Genomic DNA, 22,821 nt, shown 5'->3' with positions numbered 1-22,821 from the left:
CGATGACTCACGAGCCCGGCAACGAAAGTTCAGACCTGCGAGCCGCGTACGCCCCGGACTGTCGACTGGTGGCCGACTCCGCCAGATACTCCCGGAAAGTGGTGCGCGACCTGCGATTCGACGGCGACCTCACCATCGCCATCCAAGGTACCGGCTTCTCCTACGCCCACGTCGTCTTCCGTCAGCCCGTGGGATTTCGGGTGATGGACGAAATGGACATCACCGAGTACTGGAACACCTACAGCGAACCCCACGGCTGGCTGTGGGAGGTCGTCAGCGGCGGCTGGCTGGACTTAGAGCGACGTCGCCCAACATTCTGGCGTGCACACGAAGACGGGATCCGCGAGTTCTTCCTCGTAGACGACCAGTGCGTCAACGTCCTGTGCTGGGACACACCCGAAATCATCGACCTCGGCACGGACCCGACCGCCGCGAAATGAATGCCGTGCCGCTCGCGGAGATCAACCGCCTCGCCTGCGCTGCGGCTCGGCCGGCTCCTCCCTGGCGTCGACCCACCTCCGAAGCCGATCTCCCGTTTCCGGCGCGCCTGCCGATGGCGCATAGGAGAATTCGGTTGTATGGGGGCAATCACACAGCAGTTACTGACTCTGCTTGGCGTCGTTGTGGGCGCCGCGGCGACATTCTCCGCGACGGTGCTGACCGAACGTGCGAAGTGGCGTCGGACGCTCGACACCCGATGGGACGACAAACGGCTGACGGCGTACTTCGAGTATGCGAACGCCCTGAAGAAGTACGCGACGCTGTGCCACCGTCTCGCTGCCGCACGCGGATACCGCACGGCTACCCAGCCCATCGATCTCGAAGAAGGTATCGCTGCACTGGCCGAGGCCGACGCGGAGAAGGCCATCAAATGGGAGCAGGTCCTGTTACTCGGCTCGCCCGGCGCTGTGGCCGCTGCCCGCCGTTGGACCGAGGCGGTCTGGCGGCTCAGCCATATCGCTCGCGGGCACGCGGTCGATCAGGTCGCCTACACCGATCTGTACGAGGAGGCCGGGCGGCGGCGAAACCAGTTCTACGAGCTGGCGCGAGCTGACCTGGGCGTGACGAGCGGTGAACTGCCGCCCGGCGATGTCGCATGGCTTGAACCGGCCGAACTAGGCATAGAGACGAGGTAGGAGCCGATCGGTAACGTGTGTAGGCGCATCAACTTCGCTGTGCCGCGACCGCATCGGCGAAGGTGGGGTGGGCGCGGATCGTGATCGAGTCGGGGGTGTCGATCGGGCGGAAACGGATGAACTGTTTCGCCGCTTGGTAGATGAGCATGGCGATCAGGACGCCGACCGGGAACCATCCGGGGAAGAAGGCCAGGACCCATGCGGGGTGGATGCGGTCGGTGCCGAGTTGGAGGGCGATGAAGAGCGCTGGGAGCAGGGGCAGGCCGAGGGCGATCAGTGTTCGGGCTATCCAGCGCAGCGCGGTCGTGCGGCGGACACATCGCCGGCAGACCGGCCATTCGCCGTGGAGATCGCCCACCACGGGCGGGCTGTGATACCCGAATCTGAACAGCCCCGAGGCGAATTCGCGGAGGGAGACGCCTGGGCTTTCTTGCTCGACGCCGCGAGCCGTGCGGCGGAACACAACCACCGCGCTCCACCGATCGACGGCGGGCGCCCCGTGCACGCTGCACACATCCGGGAGCGGTTGCTCGAGCTCGAGCGAGAACAGATCCCGCCAGTGCGGGGAGTTCGACATCCGCAGCATGTCGAAACCCGTTTCCAGGTCGTAGCGCGGCTGGGTGGGGACGGTGACCTCGGCTCGTTCGGCGGGATAGTTGGCCATCAGACCGGCCTCGCCACCGCACGAACCTGCTGCTGCCGACGCCCAGCCACTACCTGCTCCAACAGAATCGGCCGCCGCTTGCGCGCAATCACTATCGAGCCCCTCCCTGCGAACTGCGTACCGCAGTTTGTGTTCACCGCGTACGCACACTACATCCGGTTCGATCTGCCCCCGACGGTAAGCCTGCCGGTGCCGTCTCTGCCCCGCGAAGAAACTGATCACTCGCTTGCCGAGTCGGATTCTCCAGCGCGAGAAGGTTGCTGCGATGAACCTGGCAGCGCGATGCAGACTGCCCGGTCTAGTACTTCTGCGTAGCCGACCGGCATGGATAGCGTGCGTCTATGAGCACTGCTCCGTCGAACCCACACGACGCCTTCTTCCGGCACATGATGCGCCGACGCGCCGACGCGGCCTGCCAGATGCAGGCGATGCTGCCCGATGATGTCGCCGCGCGCCTGGATTGGGATGTGCTGGAACCGCTGCCGTGCAGTTTCGTCTCCGAGCAACTGCGCTCGACCTACAGCGACCTGCTGTTCCGCACCGGCCTCGACGGCCACGACGCCTACATCTATCTCCTGATGGAACATCAGAGCCGCAGCGACCCATTCATGGCACTGCGGATGCTGGACTACGTCGTTGCCATCTGGAACCGCCACCTCGACGAGTACCCGAAGACCAAGCGCCTGCCCGCAGTGATCCCCCTGGTGGTGCACGCCAGCCCCCGCGGACACAGCTGGCGCGCACCCACCGAGGTCGCCGACCTGATCGACCTGGACCCGGCAACCCGGCGCGATCTCACCCCCTACCTGCCTCGCCTGCGTTTCCTCCTCGACGACCTGACCGCCGTCGACCTGACCGAGCTCCGCGCCCGCGCCGCCACACCAACCGTGCGAGTCGTACTCACCCTGCTCAAACTCGCCCCCGGCAACCCACACCTCGACATCGACCTGCAACCCCTGGTCAGCGACCTGCGCCGGATCATCTCCGCACCAGGCGGCCTAGATGACTTGCAGTCGATCCTGACGTACATTTTTGGTGTCGGCGACACCATCGACACCGACCTGGCACCCCTGATCGACCAGCTCGGCCCCCAGGCCAAGGAGACCTTCATGACCACCGCTGAGCGACTCCAAGAACGTGGCCGCGCCGAAGGCCGAGTCGAAGGCCGCGCCGAGGGCCGCGCCGAGGGCCGCGCGGAGACACTGATCGAGCTGTTGGCGCTCAAGTTCGGGCCCGTTCCGGTGGCGGTGGCGGCAGCTGTGGGGCAGGCGAGTGCAGAGCAGTTGCATGTATGGACCGCCCGTATTCTCACGGCGAACAGCCTCGATGAGATGGGTATCGCTTGATCGGATCGCATCGCGCCGGTAGCAGTGCGCGACCTGGATCCGAAAACCGACACCCGTTCCGCATACGCCCCTCCGAACACAAAGAAACCGGTGCAGATCGACATCCCGACCCGCACCGGTTCCTTTATGAACCCTTACTTCAGCTCAGCGCTGGTCTTCCCCAGCACCCGCCGGGCGACGATCAGCTGCTGGATCTGCTGGGTCCCCTCGAAGATGTCGAGGATCTTGGAGTCGCGGCCCCACTTCTCCAGCAGGGTCCGCTGCGAGTACCCGAGGGGGCCGGCGAGTTCGACGGCCTTGAGGGTGACGTCGGTGCCGGTGCGGCCGGCCTTGGCCTTGGACATGGAAGCCTCGAGGGAGTTCGGCTTCTTGTTGTCGGCCATCCAGGCCGCGCGCAGGGCCAGCAGGTAGGCCGATTCGTAATCGGCTTCCATGCGCAGGAATTCGGCGGCCGCGGCGGGCTGGTTGTTGGCGGGGATGTCGTAGGACGGCTCGATGCCGGCGTCCTTCAGGACCGAGCGCAGCTCTTCGAGGGCGGCGCGGGCCACACCGACGGCCATGGCGGCCACGAGGGGGCGGGTGTTGTCGAAGGTCTGCATGACCCCGGCAAAGCCCTTCTCCACGTTGACTTCCGGGCTGCCGAGGATGTTGTCCTTCGGGATGCGGCAGTCCTGCAGCAGCAGCACGGCGGTGTCGGAGGCCTTGATGCCGAGCTTGTGTTCGAGCCGCGCCACCGACAGGCCCGGAGCGTCGCGCGGCACGACGAACGACTTGATTGCCGCGCGGCCGAGGCTGCGGTCGACCGAGGCCCACACCACGATGTGGGTGGAGCGCTCACCGGCAGTGACGAAGATCTTCTCGCCGTTGAGGACCCACTCGTCGCCGTCGAGGACGGCGGTGGTGGTGACGGCCGCGGAGTCGGAACCGAAGGACGGCTCGGTGATGGCCATCGAGGCCCACACCTTGCCGAACCGCTTGAGCTGCTCGTCGGTGGCGACGGCGGCGATGGCGGCGTTGCCGAGGCCCTGGTACGGGATCGACAGCATCAGGCCGACGTCGCCCCACGAGGTCTCGAGGGCGTTGAGCAGCGCGGACATATTGCCGCCGTTGGTGTTTCCGAGCAGCTCGGTGGCGTGGGCGTCGCTGTCGTCCTCGCGACCGCCCGCGGCGCCGCCGATCTTCTGGGTGCCGGAGTCGGCCAGGCCCTCGACCATGGCGGCCATGGTGTCGAGCTCGACCGGGTACTCGTGTTCGGCGAGATCGTATTTACGCGAGATGGGCCGGAAGATCTGCGCGGCGACCTGATGCGCCTGGTTGGCGCTGGCCCGCAGCTTCTTGGGGAGTTCGAGATTGATCATGGTTGGAATCTCCTGAAGTAACGAACGGGCCGGTCAGACGAGGACGACACCTTCGGCGACGCCGATGCCGCGCAGATCGCGGTACCAGCGCTCGACCGGGTGCTCCTTGGTGAAGCCGTGGCCGCCGAGCAGCTGCACGCCGTCGAGGCCGAACTGCATGCCCTTGTCGGTGGCCAGCTTCTTGGCCAGCGCCGCCTCGCGGGCGAACGACAGCCCCTGCTCGGCGCGGGATGCGCCACGCAGCGTCACCAGACGCAGGCCGTCGAGCTCGATGGCGATATTGGCGACCATGAACGCGACCGCCTGGCGGTGCGAGATCGGCTCGCCGAACGCTTCCCGCTCGTTGACGTAGGGGATGACGTAGTCGAGCACGGCCTGGCCGGTGCCGACCGCCAGCGAGGCCCAGCCGAGGCGGGCCAGGCGCACGGCGTCGGCGTAGTCCTCGGCGTGCTGCTTGCCGTCACCGTCGCCGAGCAGCGCGTCGGAGCCGACGGCGACGTTGTCGAGGATGAGCCGGCCCAGGCCCGCGGCCCGCAGACCCATGCTCGGGTCGGCCTCCACGACCAGACCCTGCGCGTCGGATTCGACGATGAACAGCGCCGGGCGTCCGTCGAGTTCGGCGCCGACGATGAACAGCTCGGCGTCCGCCGCGGCCGGGACCAGGCTCTTCACACCGGAGAGCCGGTAGCCGCTGGGGGAGCGCACGGCCTTGGTCTGCAGCGCGAACGGGTCGAACAGGGCGCGCGGCTCGCTGATCACCACCGAGGCCTGCGGCACGTTCTCGCCGGTGAAGGCGGGCAGGTAGGTCTGCTGCTGGGCGTCGGTGCCCCACTGCGACAGTGCCACTGCGACGCCGCTGGGCGCCAGGATCGGCAGCGCCAGACCCATATCGCCGTGCGCGAGCGCCTCGGCGACCATCGAGTTGGTGACGGCGCCGCGTTCGCTGGCCGCGCCCTCGAGCTCCTCGGGCACGTTGATCAGGGTGATGCCGAGTTCGGCGGCGCGGCCGAGCAGATCCTTCGGCGCGGCGGCGGCCTCGTCGGCGTCGTGCGCGGCCGGGCGCAGGATCTCGGCCGCGAACTCGCGCACCGTCTCGACGATCATCTGCTGTTCGTCGGTGGGGGTGAGGTCGAAGTAGTCCTTGTTCTTGGCCTCGTTGGTGGCCAGTCGCTTGGGCTGACCGCCGCCAGCGACCTTGTTGAACGCGCGGGTGGCCGCACCGAGAGTGCGGAATCCGGTCTTGGTGCCTTCGTAGGTGACCCGCTCGATCGGCTTGCGCAAGTTGTACTTCTCGGCGAGCTCGGACCCGGTGAGGGTCGTCATCACCCGCATCGCCGCGCCCATCCAATCCCGCTTGGGTTGGTTCAGGCCGACCGCGGAATCCTGGATCCGGCCGGAATCCGGACGTCGCTTCGTCGCGCTGTCTCGAGTGCTCATCATCACCTGTTTTCTCGGATGGGTGGGTGAGTGGGTGGTGGTCCCATTTCTTACTCTTGAGTAAGGCTATCTTACTCCAGAGTAAGAAAAGCGTCGAGGGTTCGCGAATCTGTTGCCGAGTCGTTGTGCGGTATCACAAAACGGGCCCGGCGCCGGGGACGCGAAAGGCCGGCCCACCCGAAGGTGGACCGGCCCGCGAGACGATTTCCTCCCGCGCTCGACAGCGCGGGATTTCGCCTATTCGCGCACGTAGTAGCGCAGCGTGGCGTAGGCCGTCACGGCCGCGAAGGCCACGCCGACCGGGGCGATGATCAATGCCGTCATCGCGATGTCGTCGCCGGTGATGCGGGGGAAGACCTTGCTCGCGAACAAATCGCCGAGCGCCCGGTCGACCACCAGCGGCCGCGCGATGAACAGGCCCACCACCGCCAGCAGCGAGCCGGCCAGCGCCGCGACCACCGCCTCGAGCAGGAACGGTAGCTGGGTATACCAGCGGGTCGCGCCGACCAGTCGCATGATCCCGACCTCGGTGCGCCGGGTGAACGCGGCGATCTGCACCATGTTCGCGATCAACAGCAGCGCCGCGACGGCTTGCAGGATGGCCAGGCCGAACGCGGCGTTGCGCAGTCCGTCGAACAGGCTGACCAGCCGGTCGACGATGTCCTTGTCGTTGCGCACCATGCCCACACCGGGCCGGTCGTAGAACGACTCGTAGATCGTCGGATACAACTCGGCGTCGACCATCTTGACCCGCAGCGAGGCCGGTAGCGGCGTGTCGGCCACGTATTCGGCCAGCTCCGGCTGATCCTTGAAGGTCTTCTCCTTGGCCTCGCGGATCGCGTCGTCGCGGTTGAGCAACTGCACCGACTCCACGCCTTCGGTGGCCTTCAGATCCGCCATCAGCGACTTGCAGGGTTCGAGCGAACAGTCCGGATCGGTGGCCGAGACGTCCTCGGTCAGATACAGCCGCACCTCGAGCCGGTCCAGGAAGTACTGCTCGGTCTTGTCCGCGATCCGCACCGCGAGCAGGCCGCCACCGAGCATGGTGAGTGAGACCGCGGTGGTCAGGATCATTGCGATCGTCATCGTGACGTTGCGGCGTAGCCCCTCGATGACCTCGCCGAACAGGAAACTCGCGCGCATTATCGATCAACTCCGTACACGCCGGTGGCCTCGTCGCGGACCATCCGCCCGCGGTCGAGTTCGATGACGCGCCGGCGCATCGAGTCGACGATGTGGTTGTCATGGGTGGCCATCAGCACCGTGGTGCCGGTGCGGTTGATCCGTTCCAGCAGCGCCATGATGTCGGCGCTGGTCTCCGGATCGAGGTTGCCGGTGGGCTCATCGGCCAGCAGCACCAGCGGCCGGTTGACGAACGCGCGCGCGATGGCCACGCGCTGCTGCTCGCCGCCCGACAGTTCGCCGGGCAGCCGGTCGGCCTTGCCGCCGAGGCCCACCATGTCCAGCACTTCGGGCACGGTGCGTTCGATGAACTGCCTGCGCTTGCCGATCACCTCGAGCGCGAAGGCCACGTTCTGTTCGACGGTCTTCTGCTGCAGCAGCCGGAAGTCCTGGAACACGCACCCGATGCGCTGCCGCAGCTTGGGCACTTTGCGCCCGGGCAGCCGGTCGACCCGGAAATCGGCCACCTGGATCTCGCCCGCGGTGGGGACTTCCTCCTTGAGCAGCAACCGCATGAAGGTCGATTTGCCCGAGCCGGACGGTCCGATGATGAAGACGAACTCGCCCTTGCCCACATCCACCGTGATGTTGTCCAGCGCGGGTCGCGTCGAGGTCTTGTACGACTTCGTGACGTTGCGCATCGTGATCACGGGGAGCCAGTGTAACCATGGCCCACCCCGTGGCCTGGGCCCGTGAGCTGCCTCACGGGCGAGATGAGGCCCTGGTCAAAGGCGAGATCGTGGCGCTGTCAGGCCCGCGAACCCGGGCGGGTCACGGAGCCGCGGGTGTCGTATGCACCGCTGCCGGAACGGTATTCACCAACGGCGCGGGCGGGGTGGGGGTGTCGGGTTTGACGAACAGATACAGCACGAACGTGGCGACCCAGCTCCCCATCAGGATCGCCGTGGATTTACGCGGTTTCACTGATACCTTCCCTGCGCAGCGCGGCGGCTACCCGGACCCGCAGCTCGCGTCCTACTTCGAATTGCTTACCCGGCAGGGTGCGGGCGACCATCCGGATGTTCATCTGGTCGACCGTGAGGTCTTCCACACCCATGACCGTCGGCTCGTCCAGCAGCAGCGGTTCGAGCCTGCGGTCGCGGTAGGCCTCTTCGCCCACCTTGTGCAGGATCTCGTTCACCCGGGTGATGTCGGCGCTGGCCGACACCGGGACGTCGATCGCCGCACGAGCCCAATCTTTCGACAGATTCGTGACTTTCACAATCTGGCCGTTGGGCACGATGATCACCTGACCGTCGGCGTCGCGCAAGGTGGTGATCCGCAGGGTGACGTCTTCGACGGTGCCCTCGGCGGGGTCGGCGGCACCGGTGACGTTGATGCGCACTACGTCACCGAATCCGTACTGGCGCTCGGTGATCAGGAAGAACCCGGCCAGGATGTCCTGCACGATGCGCTGGGCGCCGAAACCCAGCGCGGCACCCAGCACCGCGGCAGGCGCCACCAGACCGGTGACGGCGAACCCGAGGCGCTGCAACACCTCCATGCCCACCAGCACATAGACGATGGTCAGCACCACCCAGGTGACCACCTGCGCCAGCGCGTGCCGATGCTTGGCCGCCTCGGTGCGCACCAGCGCGTCGCTGCTCTGGAAACCGGCATCGATCTTGCTGGTGACGCGGTCGCGCACGAACGTCGCGAACCGGCTGAACAGCACCGCGCCCAGGATCAGCAGCACGATCTCCAGGCCAGAGGACCGCAGCCAAGGGGTGACGTCGGAGGAGACCGACAGCGCGTGGATCCCCGAACTCCGGATCCCCGAGGCGAACATCAGTTGGCCTGCTCCCGCATTCTCCACCTGATCCCGCTCTCGATGAATCCATCGATATCGCCGTCGAGCACGGCCGAGGGGTTGTTGACCTCGTGGTTGGTGCGCAGATCCTTGACCATCTGGTACGGGTGCAGCACGTAGGAACGCATCTGGTTACCCCAGGACGCGCCCTCGTTGGTCTTGAGCGCGTCCATCTCGGCGCGCTCTTCCTGCCGTTTGCGCTCGAGCAGTTTGGCCTGGAGCACGCGCATCGCCGAGATCTTGTTCTGCAGCTGCGATTTCTCGTTCTGGCAGGTGACGACGATGCCGGTCGGGATGTGGGTCAGGCGCACCGCGGAGTCGGTGGTGTTGACGCTCTGACCACCCGGGCCGGAGGAGCGGTACACGTCGACGCGAACCTCGCCCTCGGGGATCTCGATGTGGTCGGTGGTCTCGACCACCGGCAGCACCTCGACCTCGGCGAAGGAGGTCTGGCGGCGGCCCTGGTTGTCGAACGGGCTGATCCGCACCAGCCGATGGGTACCCATTTCCACCGACAGCGTGCCGTAGGCGTAGGGCGATTTCACCGCGAAGGTGGCGCTCTTGATGCCGGCCTCTTCGGCGTAGGAGGTGTCGTAGACCTCGACCGGGTACTTGTGCCGGTCGGCCCAGCGGATGTACATGCGCATCAGCATCTCGGCCCAGTCGGCGGCGTCCACACCACCCGCGCCGGAACGAATGTTGACCAGCGCTTCACGCTTGTCGTACTCACCCGACAGCAGCGTGCGCACCTCCATCGCCTCCACGTCGGCGTGCAGGGCGGCCCGTTCGGCGTCGGCCTCGGCCAGCGCGGCGGTCATCGCCTCGCCCTCCTCGCCCTCGGCCAGCTCGTAGAGCACGGGCAGATCTTCCAGCCGCTGCCGCAGCTCCTCGACCCGGCGCAGCTCGCCCTGGGCGTGCGAGAGCTCGCTGGTGACCTGCTGGGCGTGGTCCTGGTCGTTCCACAGATCGGGGTCGGACGCCTGATGCTCGAGTTCATCGATGCGGCGGCGTAGCTCCTCGATGTCGAGGACCGACTCGACGGTCTTGAGCGTGGTGTCGAGTTCGGCTAGATCGGCGGATACGTCGGGATGCACGATGTCCAAGGCTACCGGGCCGGTACGGCGGGGTGAAACCGCAGGGCAGGCTATCCGGAGACGGCGCGCAGCGCGCCCGGGCGGCGACCGTTGAGGGCGTCGAGCGCGGCGGCGGTGGCGTCGTCGGCGGGCAGGTAGACGATGAGCTGCTGGTCGTCGTCGGCGGGCAGATCGAGGGTCTCATAGGCCATCCGCAGCGCACCCGCCTCGGGATGCTGTATGCGGGTGATCCCGGTGACCGGCGGCAGGCTCGGCACGGTCTCGACGCGGTCGGTGAAGGCGGCGCCGGCGGTGATGGTGAGGCGGTCGGCCAGGGCATCGATATTCGGGTCCGCGCGGAACGGGCCCTGCTTCAAGGTGGCGACGAGGTGGTCGGCGACGCGATCCCAGTCGGGGAAGAACTGCTTGGCGCGCGGATCGGTGAAGGCGTAGCCGGCCAGGTCGGGCAGTTCGTCGTCGAGCTGGCCGGACGCGCCCATCAGGGTGCGGTAGCCCTCGGTGCAGGCCAGGATCTCGGTGAGCCGGTTGACGACGATCGCGGCGGTGGGTTCGAGCACGGCCAGGGGTCCGGCGACGTGGGCCGCTCGGCAGCCCGACCTGCGCGGGAGTGACCGACTCGCGCCGGGTGCGCAGGAACAGGCCCATCTCGTTGGTGCTCACCCGTCCACCGTAATCACCTTCCCGGCGCTGAGAGTGGCCCTCGCGCTACCACCCTCGGCGCGGTCTTCATCGCCCTGCGCATCGCCGACAGAGTGATGACCGAGCGACCGCGGAGGTCGCCTCTCGACCGAAGGAGAACGGCATGACCACGACAGTGAAGCTCGCGGTGATCATCGGCAGCGTCCGGGACGGACGGTTCGGCCCGGTGGTGGCGAACTGGTTCGCCGACCACGCCCGCGCGCACGGCGGCTACGACGTCGACGTCATCGATCTGGCCGACTACGACATCCCGCTCGAACTGCCCGCCGTCCCGCCGGCCATGAACCCGGACCCGGACCGGCCCGCCGGGATGGTGGGCCTGACCGAGCGGCTATCGGCGGCCGACGCCTACGTCATCGTCACGCCCGACTACAACCGCAGCTTCCCGGCCTCGCTCAAGGCCGCCATCGACTGGCACTTCACCCAGTGGCAGGGCAAGACGATCGGCTTCGTCGGCTACAGCGGAGGCAGCGGCGGGCTGCTGGCCATCGAAGGGCTGCGCCAGGTGTTCAACGAACTCGACGCGCACACGCTGCGCGAGTACGTCTCGTTTCCGCGCTACTACCTGCTGTTCGACGAGAACGGTCAGCTGCGTGAACCGGAGGAACCGGCGGCCGCCGCGCGGACGATGCTGGACCGGCTGCATTGGTGGGCGTCGGCGTTGACGGCTGCTCGGTCGGTTCCGGTCGCCTGATCGCGCTGGGGGCAGTTGGGTTGACCGGATAAGGTTTCGAGGTGGCTGCGCACACTTCCGATCTCGAACTCGCCCTTCGGCTCGCCGATGCCGCCGACACCATCACCAAGGAGCGATTCGGCGCGCTCGACCTGAAAGTCGACGCCAAACCGGATCTGACGCCGGTGTCGGATGCGGATCTGGCCGTGGAGCGCGAGATCAGGCATCTGCTCGAGCATGAGCGGCCGCAGGATTCGGTGCTGGGCGAGGAGTTCGGCGGTGACGCCGAGTTCACCGGCCGCCAGTGGGTGATCGACCCGATCGACGGCACCAAGAACTTCGTGCGCCGCGTCCCGGTGTGGGCGACGCTCATCGCGCTGCTGGAGGACGGTGTGCCGGTGGCCGGGGTGGTGAGCGCACCGGCGCTGGCCCGCCGCTGGTGGGCGGCAGCCGGCTCGGGCGCCTGGTCCAGCTTCCATCCGGGCGCGCCGAAGCCGATCACGGTCTCCGCCGTCGGCGACCTCGACAACGCCAGCCTGGCCTTCTCCAGCCTGTCCGGCTGGCGCGATCGAGGCTTGCGGGAGAAGTTCATCGACCTCACCGATGAGGTGTGGCGGGTGCGCGGCTACGGCGATTTCCTCAACTACTGCCTGGTCGCCGAGGGCGCCGTCGATATCGCCACCGAACCCGAGGTCTCCCTCTGGGATCTGGCGGCCCTCGACATCCTGGTCCGCGAAGCCGGCGGCACCTTCACCTCCCTCGACGGCAGGCCCGGACCGCACGGCGGCGACGCGGTCGCCACCAACGGCCTGCTGCACCAAGCGGTTCTCGATCGACTCTGTCCCTGAACCTGAGCTCATGGGGGGTGATCCCGGTCGCTAGGCCGCGCCGAGGCGCTTTTCGAGCAGCACGATCCGTTCGCAGCCGTGGAAACGTGCAGGCAGCGGGGCTGTCCCGACTTGGGTGAAGCCTTGCGCGGCGTAGAACTCGCGCAGCACCGCATTGTTCTCGGCGGTGTCGAGCCGCTGCACCGACAGCCCGTGGGCCAGGGTGCGTTCGGCGCAGAACTCGAGGACCCGGCTGCCCAGCTGTTTGCCGCGGTGGGCCGGGGCGACCATGAGCCCATGCACATAGCCGGCCTCGCCGTCGGCCGCGCCCCAGAATTCGGGATCGCGCCAGATCAGGCGCACTGTGGCGATGAGCGCGCCGTCCTCGTCGCGCCAGATGAACCATTCGCCGCGCGCGATCTCGGCGGCGACCGTCTCGGGTGGGCACTCGCCCGGCTTCCACTGCTGGATGTCGTTCGCGAGCATCCAGTGGGCCAGCTCGTCGCGGAGTGCGGCGATATCGGGCGCATCCTCCGCGGTGGCGGGGGCCATCGGTGCGGCGGTGTTCATCGCGCCACCGTGGGCCACTGATCGACCGGTTCGAGCCCCATTCCGATTGGCCGGAGCAACGCGATGCCGTCGGACGACGGCGGGACGCGGGTGGCCGGGTGCGTGCACATCGCCTACCGCCTGGTCGCGTCGGCCGGAGTGAGGTCGATGTCGGCGGGCGGGCGCAGGCGCCGCAGCGTGCCGTCCATACTCGTGATGAACAGCGCCCATGAGCTGCCGTCGCGGGCTATGCGCACCGAGGTGGTGCCGTCCGGTGGGATGCGGACCGGGTCGGGCCGTTTGATCAGCCCGGAGATGATGGCGCAGGTGGCCCCGGTCGCGGTATCGACGCGGTAGATGGCGCCGACGCCGTGGTCGGCGACGAAGAGATCGCCGTCGCGGGTGACTTCCATATCGTCGGGCATGGAGATCAGTTCCGGGAAGCCGGTGACGACGGTGGGGGAGTTGGGGGCGTCGAGCGGGATCCGGAAGATGCGCATGGTCAGGTTGTCGGTATAGATCGACTTCCCGTCGGCGGCCAGCGCCAGTCCGTTGGTCCACGGCACATTCGACCAGGTTTCGGTGTATTCGCCGGTGGACGGCCGGTAGCGGGCGATGCCGGTGGGCGCGCGGTGCATGCCCAGCGTGCTGAACAGCAGATCGCCATCGGGGAGCAAAAGCAGGCCGTTCGGCCCGTTCAGGTCGGTGAGCAGGACCGTGGTCGCGCCGGTGTCGATGTCGTAGCGCTGCAAGGTGCCCGGCGCCGCGTCGATACCGTCGCCGGTCAGGAAGTACACCGATCGGCCGGCCACGCGCACACCGGCCGGCTTGTCGAGGCCGGTGACCAGTTTCTCGAACTTGCCGTCCGCCGAGACGTGGGCGAGATACCCGTCGACGATGCCGGTGACGTAGAAGCCGCCGGCGCCGTCGGAGTCCAGGTTCTCCAGATTGCCCACACCTTCGACAATCGTGGTGGCCTCCCACCCGTCCGCGCACATCTTCGGAAACGGCTGGGCAGGCGCGGGCGCCGCCGTCGCCAGACCGGCCGCGATGGCCACCGCCAGACCGGCCGGCCAGGTGCGCGCTCTCCCGAATGTCATGCCGGACAACCTAACAGCCGTCTCCGGAGGTCGCCTGGCGACGAACGGACCCCTGATTGCCGTCGAAAGTCGGCCCTTGCGGTGTCATTCGATCGGACTGCCGTGCCCGGACCTGCGCATTCACTCAGCGCAGCGCCACCGCGTGTCCCCGATCGCTCGTCGCGGGCCGGGCCCGTCCGACGAAGGTTATCCACATGTGCGCAACTTCCGATTCCGCCCAGGTCGCGCTCGCGCACGCCCCTCGGCTGTCGCCGGGTCCTCGTAGGATGGGCCGCGTGGAAACACCCGACGCCCCCGCTGCCGCACACCGCATCGTCAACGGTGCCGAACCCGATGCGGCACAACAGGTTCTACGCCGGGTGTTCGGCTACGACAGTTTCCGCGGCAACCAGGCCGAGATCGTCGGTCATGTGGTCGCCGGTGGGGATGCGCTGGTTCTGATGCCCACCGGTGGCGGCAAATCGCTCTGCTATCAGGTGCCCGCGCTGGTGCGGCCGGGCGTCGGTGTGGTGGTGTCGCCGCTGATCGCGCTCATGCAAGACCAGGTCGATGCCCTCAGCGCGCTCGGAGTGCGGGCCGGGTTCCTCAACTCCACGCAGAACCCGGACCAGCGCCGCATGGTGGAGGCCCAATACGTGGCGGGGGAGCTCGACCTGCTGTATCTGGCGCCGGAACGGCTCCGCCTGGAATCGACCGCCAGATTGCTCGAGCGCGGCACGATCGCGCTGTTCGCCATCGACGAGGCGCACTGCGTCTCGCAGTGGGGCCACGATTTCCGGCCCGACTATCTGGCCCTTTCGCTCCTGCACGAACGCTGGCCGGAGGTTCCGCGGATCGCTCTCACCGCGACGGCCACCGAGAAGACCCGCGACGAGATCATCGAACGCCTCGACCTCGGCGGCGCGCGCCGGTTCGTGGCCAGCTTCGACCGGCCCAATATCCAGTACCGGATCGAACCGAAGAATCGCCCGGATCGCCAGCTGCTCGATTTCATCCGCGCCGAACACGCCGGCGACGCGGGCATCGTTTATTGCCTGTCGCGCAACTCGGTGGAGAAGACAGCCGCCTTCCTCACCGAGAACGGCATCCGCGCGGTGCCGTATCACGCGGGCCTGGACAACCGCACCCGCGCGGAGAACCAGGCGCGGTTCCTGCGCGAAGACGGGCTGGTCGTGGTCGCCACCATCGCCTTCGGCATGGGCATCGACAAGCCCGACGTCCGGTTCGTCGCCCATCTCGACCTGCCCAAATCGGTCGAGGGCTACTACCAGGAAACCGGCCGGGCCGGCCGGGACGGACTGCCGTCGACCGCGTGGATGGTCTACGGGCTCAACGACGTGGTGCAGCAGCGCAAGCTCATCGATGCCTCCGACGGCGACGCCGCGCACCGTCGGCAGCTACAGCTACACCTGGACGCGATGCTGGCCCTGTGCGAGACGGTGCACTGCCGCCGCACCCAGCTGCTGGCCTATTTCGGCCAGCGCGGCGAACCGTGTGGCAACTGCGATACCTGCCTGAATCCGCCCGAGTCCTGGGACGGCACGGTCGCGGCGCAGAAACTGTTGTCGGCGGTGCTTCGGTTGAAGCGCGAACGCGGCCAGAGTTTCGGCGCGGGCCACATCATCGACATCCTGCTCGGCAAGAAGAACCCCAAGGTGCTCCAGCACGACCACCACGAGCTCACGGTATTCGGCGTCGGTACCGACCTGCGTGATGTGGAGTGGCGCGGGGTCGTGCGGCAATGCCTGGCCCAGGGCCTGCTGGCGGTGCACGGCGAGTACGGCGTGCTCGCCCTCACCGACGCCGGTAACGCGGTGTTGTTCGACGGGCAGAAGGTGATGCTGCGCCGCGAGCCGGAACGGGCGGCGCCCACCCGTGCGGCGCGGTCGGCGAAGTCGGCCAAGACTGCGCCGGTCGATCTCGCGCCCGAGGACGTCGCGCTGTTCGAGAAGCTGCGCGAATGGCGTGCCGCCACGGCCAAAGAGCAGGGCGTGCCCGCCTACGTGGTCTTCCACGACGCCACCCTGCGCGATATCGCCGCCCGCAAACCGGCCGATCTGTCCGGGCTCGGCGCGGTCGGTGGAGTGGGAGAGAACAAGCTGGCCAAGTACGGCGAGCAAGTTCTCGAGGTCGTGGCCGCGCACTGAGTATGCGGTCGGTGCCACGCGAACACGCGGCCGACAGAATGTGAAATCTCGACCCCTCAGATCGACCGGCGAGATGGCGTGGTTCAGGATGACTGCGAAGCTCCATCGGACCATCCCAGGCGAGAAGTAGACGGAGGCAGGCATGAGTGGGTCGGCGCCCGAAGGTGGCGATGTGCGTGTTCGCGAGGATCGTGCGGGTGTGTCCGGCATCGGTCGCCGCGAGCTGCTGACCGGCGCGGCCGCGGCAGCAGCCGGCATCACGCTGGCCGGTCTCAGTCCCGCCCACGCCGTGCCGGTCGCCGAGGGGGTCCGCAAGTTCGCGTTCCCGTCCGGCGGCGAGAGCGTTCGGGTACTGGTCACGGGCGACGCGGGCACCGGCACCCGATCCCAGTGGGCGGTCGCCGACGCGATGCGCGCCTTCCACCGGCGCGAACCCTTCGCCATGGCACTCGGGCTCGGCGACAACATCTACGAAAGCGGCCCGAACAGCACCGAAGACCCCCAATTCGCCGCCAAGTTCGAAGATCCGAACACCGGCCTGGACTTTCCGTGGGCGATGGTGCTGGGCAATCACGACAACAGCTCGGTCTTCCCCGGCGACGGTGGTTGGCTGCTGCGCGGCGACCATGAGGTCCGCTACCACGCGAACTCGCCGCGCTGGTGGATGCCGAGCCGCTACTACTCGGTGCGGGTCCCGGAGCACAATCCGGTGGTCGAGTTCTTCGTGCTCGACCTCAACCCCCTCGCGGCCTACCTGCCGCCGCTGTTCACTCCGTACTGGGCAGTCGATGGCCAGTTCATGACCGAGCAGCGCGCCTGGCTCGATCGCGCCATCGCCGAATCGCCGGCCACCTGGAAGATCGCGTGCACCCACCACCCGTACCTGAACAACGGACCGCACGGTGACGCCGGTCATTACGAGGGTCTGCCCATCGAGCCCATCAACGGTGTGCACGTGAAGCGATTCTTCGACGAGCACGTGAACGGCCGCTGCCATCTGATCCTGTCCGGGCACGATCACTCGCTGCAGGTGCTGGAACAGACACCCGAGATGAAGGGCACCCGCCAGATCGTCTCCGGCGCCGCCGCGAAGACCGTCGGCGCCCAACCCCGCGTGCTGCCCGAGACGGCGCACAACGCCCAGTTCCAGAGTTTCCACCAGCTCGGATTCATGGTCTTGGACCTGGCTCCCGGCGGGATCGACCTGCGGGTGCATACCGTCGATCCCGCGACCGGCGCGTCCACCGAGGAATTCCGCCGCCGGATCGCCTGATGGTCGGTCCAGCCGACAGGCGCTGAGTCTGCGGACGCGCCGCTAGCGGCCGGAATTCCGGCGCGCCGGGGCCCGGCGGGTTACCGTGCACGCCATGGCATCCGGTGACGGCTCCGACAACGGCGAGGTCTCGGGCGGCTCGTCGAACTCCGAGGCGCCCGACGTGGGGGCGTTGCCGCAGCACCGCAACGATCCGGCCGTCGAGACCGTGTGGTTGAGCCGTCGCCGCACCGAACCGCGTCGCCGGGGCCGTCCTCGCGTGTCCACGATCGCGCTGACGGTGCTGTTCATCGCCCTTCTCATCCTCTATGTGGTGCTGCGCCCGAACTGAGGGCTGACCTCCTGCTGATCGCCGTTCGCGGCGTCTTCGCGCTGTGACCCAGCCCTTGCCGCAAACTAGTTGATTAGCGTAAGCAACCAATATATAGTTGCTTACTGCAAGCAATCATTCTCGGTTTGGAGTCCGGCATGGCTGTGTCACCCGATACCGCCCAGGACCTGACCAGGGAGCTCTATCTCATGGGCCGCGCCATCCGCGTGGCCATCGCCCATCCGGAAGAAGGTCAGCTCCTTCCCGGTGGGATCGGCGTCCTGGTGGTGCTGGAGGGAGCAGGGCTCATTCGTCAGGTCGACCTCGCCTCGCATCTGTGCATCAGCCCCTCGGCGCTGAGCCGCCACGTCACCGACCTGGTCGCGGAGGGCTATGTCACCCGGCAGGCCGATCCGCACGACGGGCGCGCGACGCTGCTGCAAGTCACCGATGCGGGCCACGACCTGCTGCGGCGCATCCGGGCCTCGCGGGCCAAGCGGATGCAGGAGGCACTTGCCGACTGGGACGAAGACGAGGCCGCGCAGGCCTGCGTCGCCATCGGGAAGCTCAGAAACGCACTGGTCGCGCTCGTCCAGCACACCATGACCGCCGATCGGCCGGTTCAGCTAGAAAGTCAGGGAGTAGATGTCTAGTCAACACAACGGGGTGAGTTCGACCGAAGCGGTGTCACAGCGCGACCCGTACGCGATGACCCACCGCGAAGTGCTGGAAGCGATGACCGGCCTGCTGGCCGCGCTGTTCACGGCACTGCTCAGCACGACCATCGTGGCGACCGCCCTGCCCACCATCATCGGTGACCTGCAGGGCTCGCAGACCGCTTACGCCTGGGTCATCACCGCCGCCCTGCTGGCCACCGCCGCGTCCACCCCCATCTGGGGCAAGCTCGCCGACCTGTTCAACAAGAAGACGCTGGTCCAGATCTCGATCATCATCTTCGTGGCGGGCTCGGTGCTGGCCGGCTTCGCCCACAACGTCGACCTGCTGCTGGCCGCGCGCGTGGTCCAGGGCATCGGCATGGGTGGCCTGACCGCGCTGGTGCAGGCCATCATCGGCAGCATCGTCGCGCCCCGCGAACGCGGCCGCTACTCCGGCTACATGGGTGCGGTCATGGCCGTGTCGATGTCCGGTGGTCCGATCCTCGGCGGCGTGATCGTCGACAGCCCGCTCGGCTGGCGTTGGTGCTTCTTCGTCTGCGTGCCGCTGGCGGTGATCGCGCTGGTGCTGCTGCACCGCACCCTGCGCCTGCCCACCGAGCGCAAGGACGACGTGTCCATCGACTGGCTCGGCGCCGTGCTGCTGACCGCGGGCGTGTCGATCCTGCTGATCTGGGTGTCCTTCGCGGGCAAGGCCGGCTACTACGACTGGGTCTCGCGGGAATCGGCGCTCTACGTCGGCGCCGGTGTGCTGCTGCTGGCGGCGACCATCTGGGTCGAGTCCAAGGCGAAGTCGCCGATCATCCCGCTGCCGATCGTCACCGAACGCACCACCAGCCTGGCCATCATCGCCTCCATCGCGGTCGGCGTCGGCATGTTCGGCGCGACCACCTTCCTCGGCCAGTACTTCCAGACCGCGCGCGGCTACTCGCCGACCGTGGCCGGCATGCTGACCATCCCGATGGTCGCGGGCATGCTCATCGCGTCGGTCGGCTCCGGGCAGCTGATCACCCGCTTCGGCAAGTGGAAGGGCTTCGTAGTCGGCGGTGCGCTGGTGCTGGTCGCCGGCTTCGGGCTGCTGTCGACGCTCGACCACGCGACGAACCTGTGGCTGGTCGCGGTCTACATCACCATCGTCGGCCTCGGCGTCGGCAGCCTGATGCAGAACCTGGTGCTCGCCGTGCAGAACACCGTCAGCGTGCACAACATCGGTGCCGCGTCGAGTGCGGTGGCCTTCTTCCGCACCTTCGGCGGCGCGATCGGGGTGTCGGTGCTGGGTTCGGTGCTGGCCACCAGGGTCAGTGACCTGTCGGCCGAAGGGTTCGCCAAGCTCGGCCTGCACCCGTCGTCCTCGGGTGGCAGCAACCTCGATCTCGGCGCCCTGCCCGAACCGATCGCGACGATCGTGCGCACCGCCTATGGTGACGCGACTGGCCGCATCTTCCTGATCGCGGCGTTCGCGACGGTCGTCGCACTGGTCGCGACCCTGCTGTTGCCCAACCGCCCGCTGCGGACCACGATCGACATCGATCCCGCACTCGACCCGATGCGCGAGGCCGGCAAGGCCGACACCGACACCGCCGAACTGCTCGCCGACCCGGTACAGCAGCCCGAGCGGGTGCTACAGAAGTAACCTCGTCCCACCTGCCCGGCAGGTACCGGATAGCCGGTACCTGCCGGGCTCATGCGTGGGCATGGACGTATCGACCTGGGAATAATCCGGTTGCGCCGCCGCTTTAAGGTTGTCGTCATGGAGGAGCCGTCATGAAGGAAAAGGGGCGCAAGGTCATCGCGACCAACCGCAAAGCGCGGCACAACTACACCATCCTGGACGTGTACGAAGCCGGGATCGCGCTGGTCGGTACCGAGGTCAAGAGCCTGCGTGAGGGCAAGGCCTCGCTGGTCGACGCCTTCGCGACGGTCGACAACGGCGAGGTGTGGTTGCGTGGCTTGCACATCCCGGAGTTCAGCCACGGCACCTGGACCAACCACTCGCCGCGGCGAGTGCGCAAGCTGCTGCTGCACAAGCGCGAGATCGAACGCCTGGTCGGCAAGTCCCGCGAAGGCAACCAGACGCTGGTGCCGCTGTCGATGTACTTCTCCGACGGCAAGGTGAAGGTCGAACTCGCGCTGGCCCGAGGCAAGCAGGACTACGACAAACGCCAGGACATCGCCCGCCGCACCGCGGAGCGCGAAGTCACCCGCGAACTCGGCCGCCGCGTCAAGGGAATGAGCCGTTGACCGGCCGCACGAGCCTTGCGGAAAATGGGAATGAACACCCGCCGGTCAGGTGTTAACATGACTAGCCCGGCAAGGTGCCGGGACGTACGGGGCTGAACGGTTTCGACTGCGTACGTTGATTCAGGGGAAGCGTGTCGGTGCAGGCAAGAGACCACCGTAAGCGTCGTTGCAACCAATTAAGCGCCGATTCTCATCAGCGCGAGTACGCTCTCGCTGCCTAAGCGACAGCGTCTCTGTCGGCCCGGGATACGCCCTCGGTCCCGGTGCCGGCATCAGCTAGAGGGCTCACCGTTCTACTCGGTCGCGGAGTAGAACGGGACATCCAACAGCGACTGGGATCGTCATCTCGGCTCGTTCGCGTGACCGAGAGATCCGAGCAGAGACACAGCGAACTGCACACGGAGAAGCCCTGAAGACGCGACGGAGGACCCGGGTTCGATTCCCGGCAGCTCCACTCCACTCGATAGGCGGCTCATGCTCATGAAGAGCATGAGCCGCTTTCTCGTTCCGTAGTGTTTTGTGGGGGCGAAGCCCCCACGCCCCACCCGGCGGGCTTTGCCCCCGGACCCCCTTTCGGGTTTGTCCGCCCAAGGTCGTTTCCAACCCACGCCCCGCCCGGCGGACTTCGCCCCCGGACCCCCTCTGTGGTGCGTCCCGACGTCGTTGACCGACCATGGTCTGCTCGCCTGCACGCCCACGCCGTCGCGCTTGTCGCTGCGGTCGAGGTCGGTTCTCGAGCAGGATGACCTGGTCAAGCGCTGGGCGGTCCGTACCTGGGCTTTCTCTCCGGTGCTGACTTCCTACGGTGGGTCTGTCTACGCGGGTTCGTCATGGCTCGAGCGGGTACCTCGGAAACGTCGACGACGAGAGGAGGCGGCTGTGGAGAGTCGCGCCAAATTCTTGGGGCATGCCGTTCATCCGATGCTGATCGCGTTTCCGCTCGGGTTGCTGACGACAGCGGTTGTGTTCGACGTGTTGTATCTGATCACCGACCGGGTTGGGTTCGCCGTTGCGGCGGGGTATGCGATCGCGGCGGGGGTTGTCGGTGGGGCCGCGGCGGCGGTGTTCGGGTGGATCGATTGGTTCGCCATTCCGGGTGGGACGCGGGCCAAGCGGGTGGGGCTGGTGCACGGGTTGAGCAACGCGGTGGCGCTGGTGCTGTTCGCGGTCAGTTGGCTGTTGCGGGCCGATGCGGGCGCGTGGGAGCCGAGTCCGGCGGCGTTGATCTGTAGTTTCGTGGCGGTCGCGATCGCGGGGGTGGCGGCCTGGCTCGGCGGTGAGTTGGTGGAGCGGCTCGGCGCCGGGGTGGACACGGGGGCGAACTTGAACGCCCCCAACTCGCTGACCCATAAGCGCCTCGCCGAGGGCGGTGTGCAGGCGTTCCGATCGTGAGAGGAGGAGCCGGGCGCCTCGCAGTCCCACGAGCGATGACCGCACTGCTGGTCAGTGCGGTCGCCGCCGTGGTGCTGGTGGCTTCGCCGCCGGCCGCGTTCGCCCGGGTCGATGCCGCCTGCGGTGCGCCGCTATCGGAGGGCGCGATCGCCGACATCGTCCGGTTGTCGGATACGACGTCACTGACGGGTTCCACCCTCCAACGGCTGGAGACGGCGGTCGAGCAGCATCGGCAGATCACCGACATCCTTGTGCGGCATCGCGATCGGCGCGGCCTGCTCGCGCTCGGGCTCGACACCGTCGAACAGACTGCGGTCATGCCGTTGCAACGCAACCCGGCCGTCTTCGACGACCCCGAGTTCGCCCATCGCATCAGCCTCGATCTGCTGCTCCGCTTCCTGCGCAATGTGCACGCCGAGTTCACCGGGGCCGCGACCGAACCGCAATGGGCGCACTATTTCGCGCTCACCCGGGACTGCGGGCTGTCGGCGGCGCGGGTGGCGATGGCCGGCTACAACGCCCACCTCACCGTCGACCTGGCCAACGCGGTCGCCGCGGTGCGGGCCACGCCGGCGAACGCACCCGACTACTTCCGGATCGTGGATGCGATCGCACTGAAGGGTTCGCTCATCGTCGAGGCCACCAAGACCATCAACGGCGGTGATCTCGGGCCGCTGTGGCGGTTCTATTTCCTGGGCGAGGGGCTCGATGCCGTGTTCGGCGCGGGCGTCGGCTCCGGCGCACTGCTGCGGTTGGCCGACGCCGGCGCGAACGTGGTGATCTTCGGCAATGGCCTCGCGCTGCAGGACCCCGCGTTGGAGCCGGCGACCCGCGCCGAGATCGACGCGCTGTGGCGCAGCGCCGATGCCGCGTTCGTGGTGCTGGCCGCCAACGGCGGACTGTGAGACC

At 67.6% G+C, this 22,821-nt stretch carries 24 protein-coding genes and 1 other RNA gene; 14 read left to right on the top strand and 11 right to left on the bottom strand.

Going from position 1 to position 22,821, the window contains the following annotated elements; all coding sequences use genetic code 11:
* Positions 1-2: 2 nt before the first annotated feature.
* Positions 3-440, top strand: a complete 438-nt coding sequence (locus tag NOCYR_RS21045) for a hypothetical protein (RefSeq protein ID WP_148280706.1) — start codon at positions 3-5, stop codon at positions 438-440.
* A 138-nt stretch (positions 441-578) separates the two neighbouring features.
* Positions 579-1,136: a hypothetical protein gene (locus NOCYR_RS21040; RefSeq protein ID WP_081505471.1), complete on the top strand. Its 558-nt coding sequence runs from the start codon at positions 579-581 to the stop codon at positions 1,134-1,136.
* A gap of 28 nt (positions 1,137-1,164) precedes the next feature.
* Here NOCYR_RS21040 and NOCYR_RS21035 read toward each other — a convergent pair whose 3' ends face one another.
* Positions 1,165-1,800, bottom strand: a complete 636-nt coding sequence (locus NOCYR_RS21035) for a hypothetical protein (protein WP_014352421.1) — start codon at positions 1,798-1,800, stop codon at positions 1,165-1,167.
* A 341-nt stretch (positions 1,801-2,141) separates the two neighbouring features.
* Between NOCYR_RS21035 and NOCYR_RS21030 the strand changes: the two genes are divergently transcribed.
* Positions 2,142-3,146: an Rpn family recombination-promoting nuclease/putative transposase gene (locus tag NOCYR_RS21030; protein WP_081505470.1), complete on the top strand. Its 1,005-nt coding sequence runs from the start codon at positions 2,142-2,144 to the stop codon at positions 3,144-3,146.
* A gap of 134 nt (positions 3,147-3,280) precedes the next feature.
* Here the strand turns inward: NOCYR_RS21030 and NOCYR_RS21025 are convergent, their stop codons facing one another.
* The 8 genes from NOCYR_RS21025 to NOCYR_RS20995 form a co-directional block, all read right to left on the bottom strand.
* Positions 3,281-4,504 carry an acyl-CoA dehydrogenase family protein gene (locus NOCYR_RS21025; RefSeq protein ID WP_014352419.1) on the bottom strand — a complete coding sequence of 408 codons (1,224 nt, stop codon included), beginning with the start codon at positions 4,502-4,504 and terminating at the stop codon, positions 3,281-3,283.
* A 33-nt stretch (positions 4,505-4,537) separates the two neighbouring features.
* On the bottom strand, positions 4,538-5,947 hold the full coding sequence (locus tag NOCYR_RS21020) for an acyl-CoA dehydrogenase family protein (RefSeq protein WP_148280705.1): 1,410 nt from the start codon (positions 5,945-5,947) through the stop codon (positions 4,538-4,540).
* A 231-nt stretch (positions 5,948-6,178) separates the two neighbouring features.
* Positions 6,179-7,084, bottom strand: coding sequence for a permease-like cell division protein FtsX (ftsX, locus tag NOCYR_RS21015; protein WP_014352417.1), 906 nt, complete (start codon positions 7,082-7,084; stop codon positions 6,179-6,181).
* Complete coding sequence (gene ftsE / locus NOCYR_RS21010; protein ID WP_014352416.1) at positions 7,084-7,773, bottom strand: cell division ATP-binding protein FtsE; 690 nt, start codon at positions 7,771-7,773, stop codon at positions 7,084-7,086. The genes ftsX and ftsE overlap by 1 nt, the downstream gene beginning before the upstream one ends.
* A gap of 121 nt (positions 7,774-7,894) precedes the next feature.
* Positions 7,895-8,047: a hypothetical protein gene (locus NOCYR_RS29780; RefSeq protein WP_158430188.1), complete on the bottom strand. Its 153-nt coding sequence runs from the start codon at positions 8,045-8,047 to the stop codon at positions 7,895-7,897.
* The gene (locus NOCYR_RS21005) at positions 8,034-8,912 is read right to left on the bottom strand and encodes a mechanosensitive ion channel family protein (RefSeq protein WP_014352414.1); all 879 of its coding nucleotides are present in this window, start codon (positions 8,910-8,912) and stop codon (positions 8,034-8,036) included. The genes NOCYR_RS29780 and NOCYR_RS21005 overlap by 14 nt, the downstream gene beginning before the upstream one ends.
* Entirely contained in the window at positions 8,912-10,027 is a 1,116-nt protein-coding gene (gene prfB / locus NOCYR_RS21000; RefSeq protein ID WP_048834354.1) for a peptide chain release factor 2, read from the bottom strand. Before prfB ends, NOCYR_RS21005 begins: the two co-directional genes overlap by 1 nt.
* A gap of 50 nt (positions 10,028-10,077) precedes the next feature.
* Positions 10,078-10,584, bottom strand: coding sequence for a hypothetical protein (locus NOCYR_RS20995; RefSeq protein WP_014352412.1), 507 nt, complete (start codon positions 10,582-10,584; stop codon positions 10,078-10,080).
* A gap of 245 nt (positions 10,585-10,829) precedes the next feature.
* Between NOCYR_RS20995 and NOCYR_RS20990 the strand changes: the two genes are divergently transcribed.
* Both NOCYR_RS20990 and hisN read left to right on the top strand, forming a co-directional pair.
* Positions 10,830-11,420 (top strand): NADPH-dependent FMN reductase, encoded by a 591-nt coding sequence (locus NOCYR_RS20990; RefSeq protein WP_014352411.1) that lies wholly within the window; start codon positions 10,830-10,832, stop codon positions 11,418-11,420.
* Between the two features lie 41 nt (positions 11,421-11,461).
* The gene (hisN, locus tag NOCYR_RS20985) at positions 11,462-12,247 is read left to right on the top strand and encodes a histidinol-phosphatase (RefSeq protein WP_014352410.1); all 786 of its coding nucleotides are present in this window, start codon (positions 11,462-11,464) and stop codon (positions 12,245-12,247) included.
* 30 nt (positions 12,248-12,277) lie between these two features.
* Here the strand turns inward: hisN and NOCYR_RS20980 are convergent, their stop codons facing one another.
* Both NOCYR_RS20980 and NOCYR_RS20975 read right to left on the bottom strand, forming a co-directional pair.
* Positions 12,278-12,796, bottom strand: coding sequence for a GNAT family N-acetyltransferase (locus NOCYR_RS20980; protein WP_014352409.1), 519 nt, complete (start codon positions 12,794-12,796; stop codon positions 12,278-12,280).
* Positions 12,797-12,909: 113 nt separating this feature from the next.
* Positions 12,910-13,875, bottom strand: a complete 966-nt coding sequence (locus NOCYR_RS20975; protein WP_014352408.1) for an SMP-30/gluconolactonase/LRE family protein — start codon at positions 13,873-13,875, stop codon at positions 12,910-12,912.
* 275 nt (positions 13,876-14,150) lie between these two features.
* Between NOCYR_RS20975 and recQ the strand changes: the two genes are divergently transcribed.
* The 9 genes from recQ to NOCYR_RS20935 all read left to right on the top strand — a co-directional run bounded on the left by recQ (position 14,151) and on the right by NOCYR_RS20935 (position 22,817).
* On the top strand, positions 14,151-16,022 hold the full coding sequence (recQ, locus tag NOCYR_RS20970) for a DNA helicase RecQ (protein ID WP_014352407.1): 1,872 nt from the start codon (positions 14,151-14,153) through the stop codon (positions 16,020-16,022).
* A gap of 142 nt (positions 16,023-16,164) precedes the next feature.
* Positions 16,165-17,295, top strand: a complete 1,131-nt coding sequence (locus NOCYR_RS20965) for a metallophosphoesterase (protein ID WP_014352406.1) — start codon at positions 16,165-16,167, stop codon at positions 17,293-17,295.
* 94 nt (positions 17,296-17,389) lie between these two features.
* Positions 17,390-17,626, top strand: a complete 237-nt coding sequence (locus NOCYR_RS20960) for a hypothetical protein (protein ID WP_014352405.1) — start codon at positions 17,390-17,392, stop codon at positions 17,624-17,626.
* Positions 17,627-17,763: 137 nt separating this feature from the next.
* Positions 17,764-18,258: a MarR family winged helix-turn-helix transcriptional regulator gene (locus tag NOCYR_RS20955; protein WP_014352404.1), complete on the top strand. Its 495-nt coding sequence runs from the start codon at positions 17,764-17,766 to the stop codon at positions 18,256-18,258.
* A 55-nt stretch (positions 18,259-18,313) separates the two neighbouring features.
* Positions 18,314-19,912 carry an MDR family MFS transporter gene (locus tag NOCYR_RS20950; RefSeq protein WP_048833579.1) on the top strand — a complete coding sequence of 533 codons (1,599 nt, stop codon included), beginning with the start codon at positions 18,314-18,316 and terminating at the stop codon, positions 19,910-19,912.
* 131 nt (positions 19,913-20,043) lie between these two features.
* Positions 20,044-20,520 (top strand): SsrA-binding protein SmpB, encoded by a 477-nt coding sequence (gene smpB, locus NOCYR_RS20945; protein ID WP_014352402.1) that lies wholly within the window; start codon positions 20,044-20,046, stop codon positions 20,518-20,520.
* An 88-nt stretch (positions 20,521-20,608) separates the two neighbouring features.
* Positions 20,609-20,977, top strand: a transfer-messenger RNA (tmRNA) gene (ssrA, locus tag NOCYR_RS28600).
* Between the two features lie 422 nt (positions 20,978-21,399).
* Positions 21,400-21,912 carry a DUF2231 domain-containing protein gene (locus NOCYR_RS20940; RefSeq protein WP_014352401.1) on the top strand — a complete coding sequence of 171 codons (513 nt, stop codon included), beginning with the start codon at positions 21,400-21,402 and terminating at the stop codon, positions 21,910-21,912.
* Between the two features lie 35 nt (positions 21,913-21,947).
* On the top strand, positions 21,948-22,817 hold the full coding sequence (locus NOCYR_RS20935; protein ID WP_014352400.1) for a DUF5995 family protein: 870 nt from the start codon (positions 21,948-21,950) through the stop codon (positions 22,815-22,817).
* Positions 22,818-22,821 lie beyond the last annotated feature (4 nt).

It is taken from the genome of Nocardia cyriacigeorgica GUH-2, from assembly GCF_000284035.1.
In the GTDB taxonomy this organism is placed as follows: Bacteria; Actinomycetota; Actinomycetes; order Mycobacteriales; family Mycobacteriaceae; genus Nocardia; species Nocardia cyriacigeorgica_B.
Note: the sequence above shows the minus strand (reverse complement) of the source record. Positions and strands in the feature narration are given on the sequence as shown.

What these genes read in the sequence shown, in the direction of transcription:
- NOCYR_RS21045 (WP_148280706.1), top strand. Translation starts at nt 3, where the DNA reads ATGACTCACGAGCCCGGCAACGAAAGTTCAGACCTGCGAGCCGCGTAC.
- NOCYR_RS21040 (WP_081505471.1), top strand. Translation starts at nt 579, where the DNA reads ATGGGGGCAATCACACAGCAGTTACTGACTCTGCTTGGCGTCGTTGTG.
- NOCYR_RS21035 (WP_014352421.1), bottom strand. Translation starts at nt 1,800, where the DNA reads ATGGCCAACTATCCCGCCGAACGAGCCGAGGTCACCGTCCCCACCCAG.
- NOCYR_RS21030 (WP_081505470.1), top strand. Translation starts at nt 2,142, where the DNA reads ATGAGCACTGCTCCGTCGAACCCACACGACGCCTTCTTCCGGCACATG.
- NOCYR_RS21025 (WP_014352419.1), bottom strand. Translation starts at nt 4,504, where the DNA reads ATGATCAATCTCGAACTCCCCAAGAAGCTGCGGGCCAGCGCCAACCAG.
- ftsX (WP_014352417.1), bottom strand. Translation starts at nt 7,084, where the DNA reads ATGCGCGCGAGTTTCCTGTTCGGCGAGGTCATCGAGGGGCTACGCCGC.
- NOCYR_RS21005 (WP_014352414.1), bottom strand. Translation starts at nt 8,912, where the DNA reads ATGTTCGCCTCGGGGATCCGGAGTTCGGGGATCCACGCGCTGTCGGTC.
- NOCYR_RS20990 (WP_014352411.1), top strand. Translation starts at nt 10,830, where the DNA reads ATGACCACGACAGTGAAGCTCGCGGTGATCATCGGCAGCGTCCGGGAC.
- NOCYR_RS20980 (WP_014352409.1), bottom strand. Translation starts at nt 12,796, where the DNA reads ATGAACACCGCCGCACCGATGGCCCCCGCCACCGCGGAGGATGCGCCC.
- NOCYR_RS20975 (WP_014352408.1), bottom strand. Translation starts at nt 13,875, where the DNA reads ATGACATTCGGGAGAGCGCGCACCTGGCCGGCCGGTCTGGCGGTGGCC.
- NOCYR_RS20965 (WP_014352406.1), top strand. Translation starts at nt 16,165, where the DNA reads ATGAGTGGGTCGGCGCCCGAAGGTGGCGATGTGCGTGTTCGCGAGGAT.
- NOCYR_RS20960 (WP_014352405.1), top strand. Translation starts at nt 17,390, where the DNA reads ATGGCATCCGGTGACGGCTCCGACAACGGCGAGGTCTCGGGCGGCTCG.
- NOCYR_RS20955 (WP_014352404.1), top strand. Translation starts at nt 17,764, where the DNA reads ATGGCTGTGTCACCCGATACCGCCCAGGACCTGACCAGGGAGCTCTAT.
- NOCYR_RS20950 (WP_048833579.1), top strand. Translation starts at nt 18,314, where the DNA reads ATGACCCACCGCGAAGTGCTGGAAGCGATGACCGGCCTGCTGGCCGCG.
- smpB (WP_014352402.1), top strand. Translation starts at nt 20,044, where the DNA reads ATGAAGGAAAAGGGGCGCAAGGTCATCGCGACCAACCGCAAAGCGCGG.
- NOCYR_RS20935 (WP_014352400.1), top strand. Translation starts at nt 21,948, where the DNA reads ATGACCGCACTGCTGGTCAGTGCGGTCGCCGCCGTGGTGCTGGTGGCT.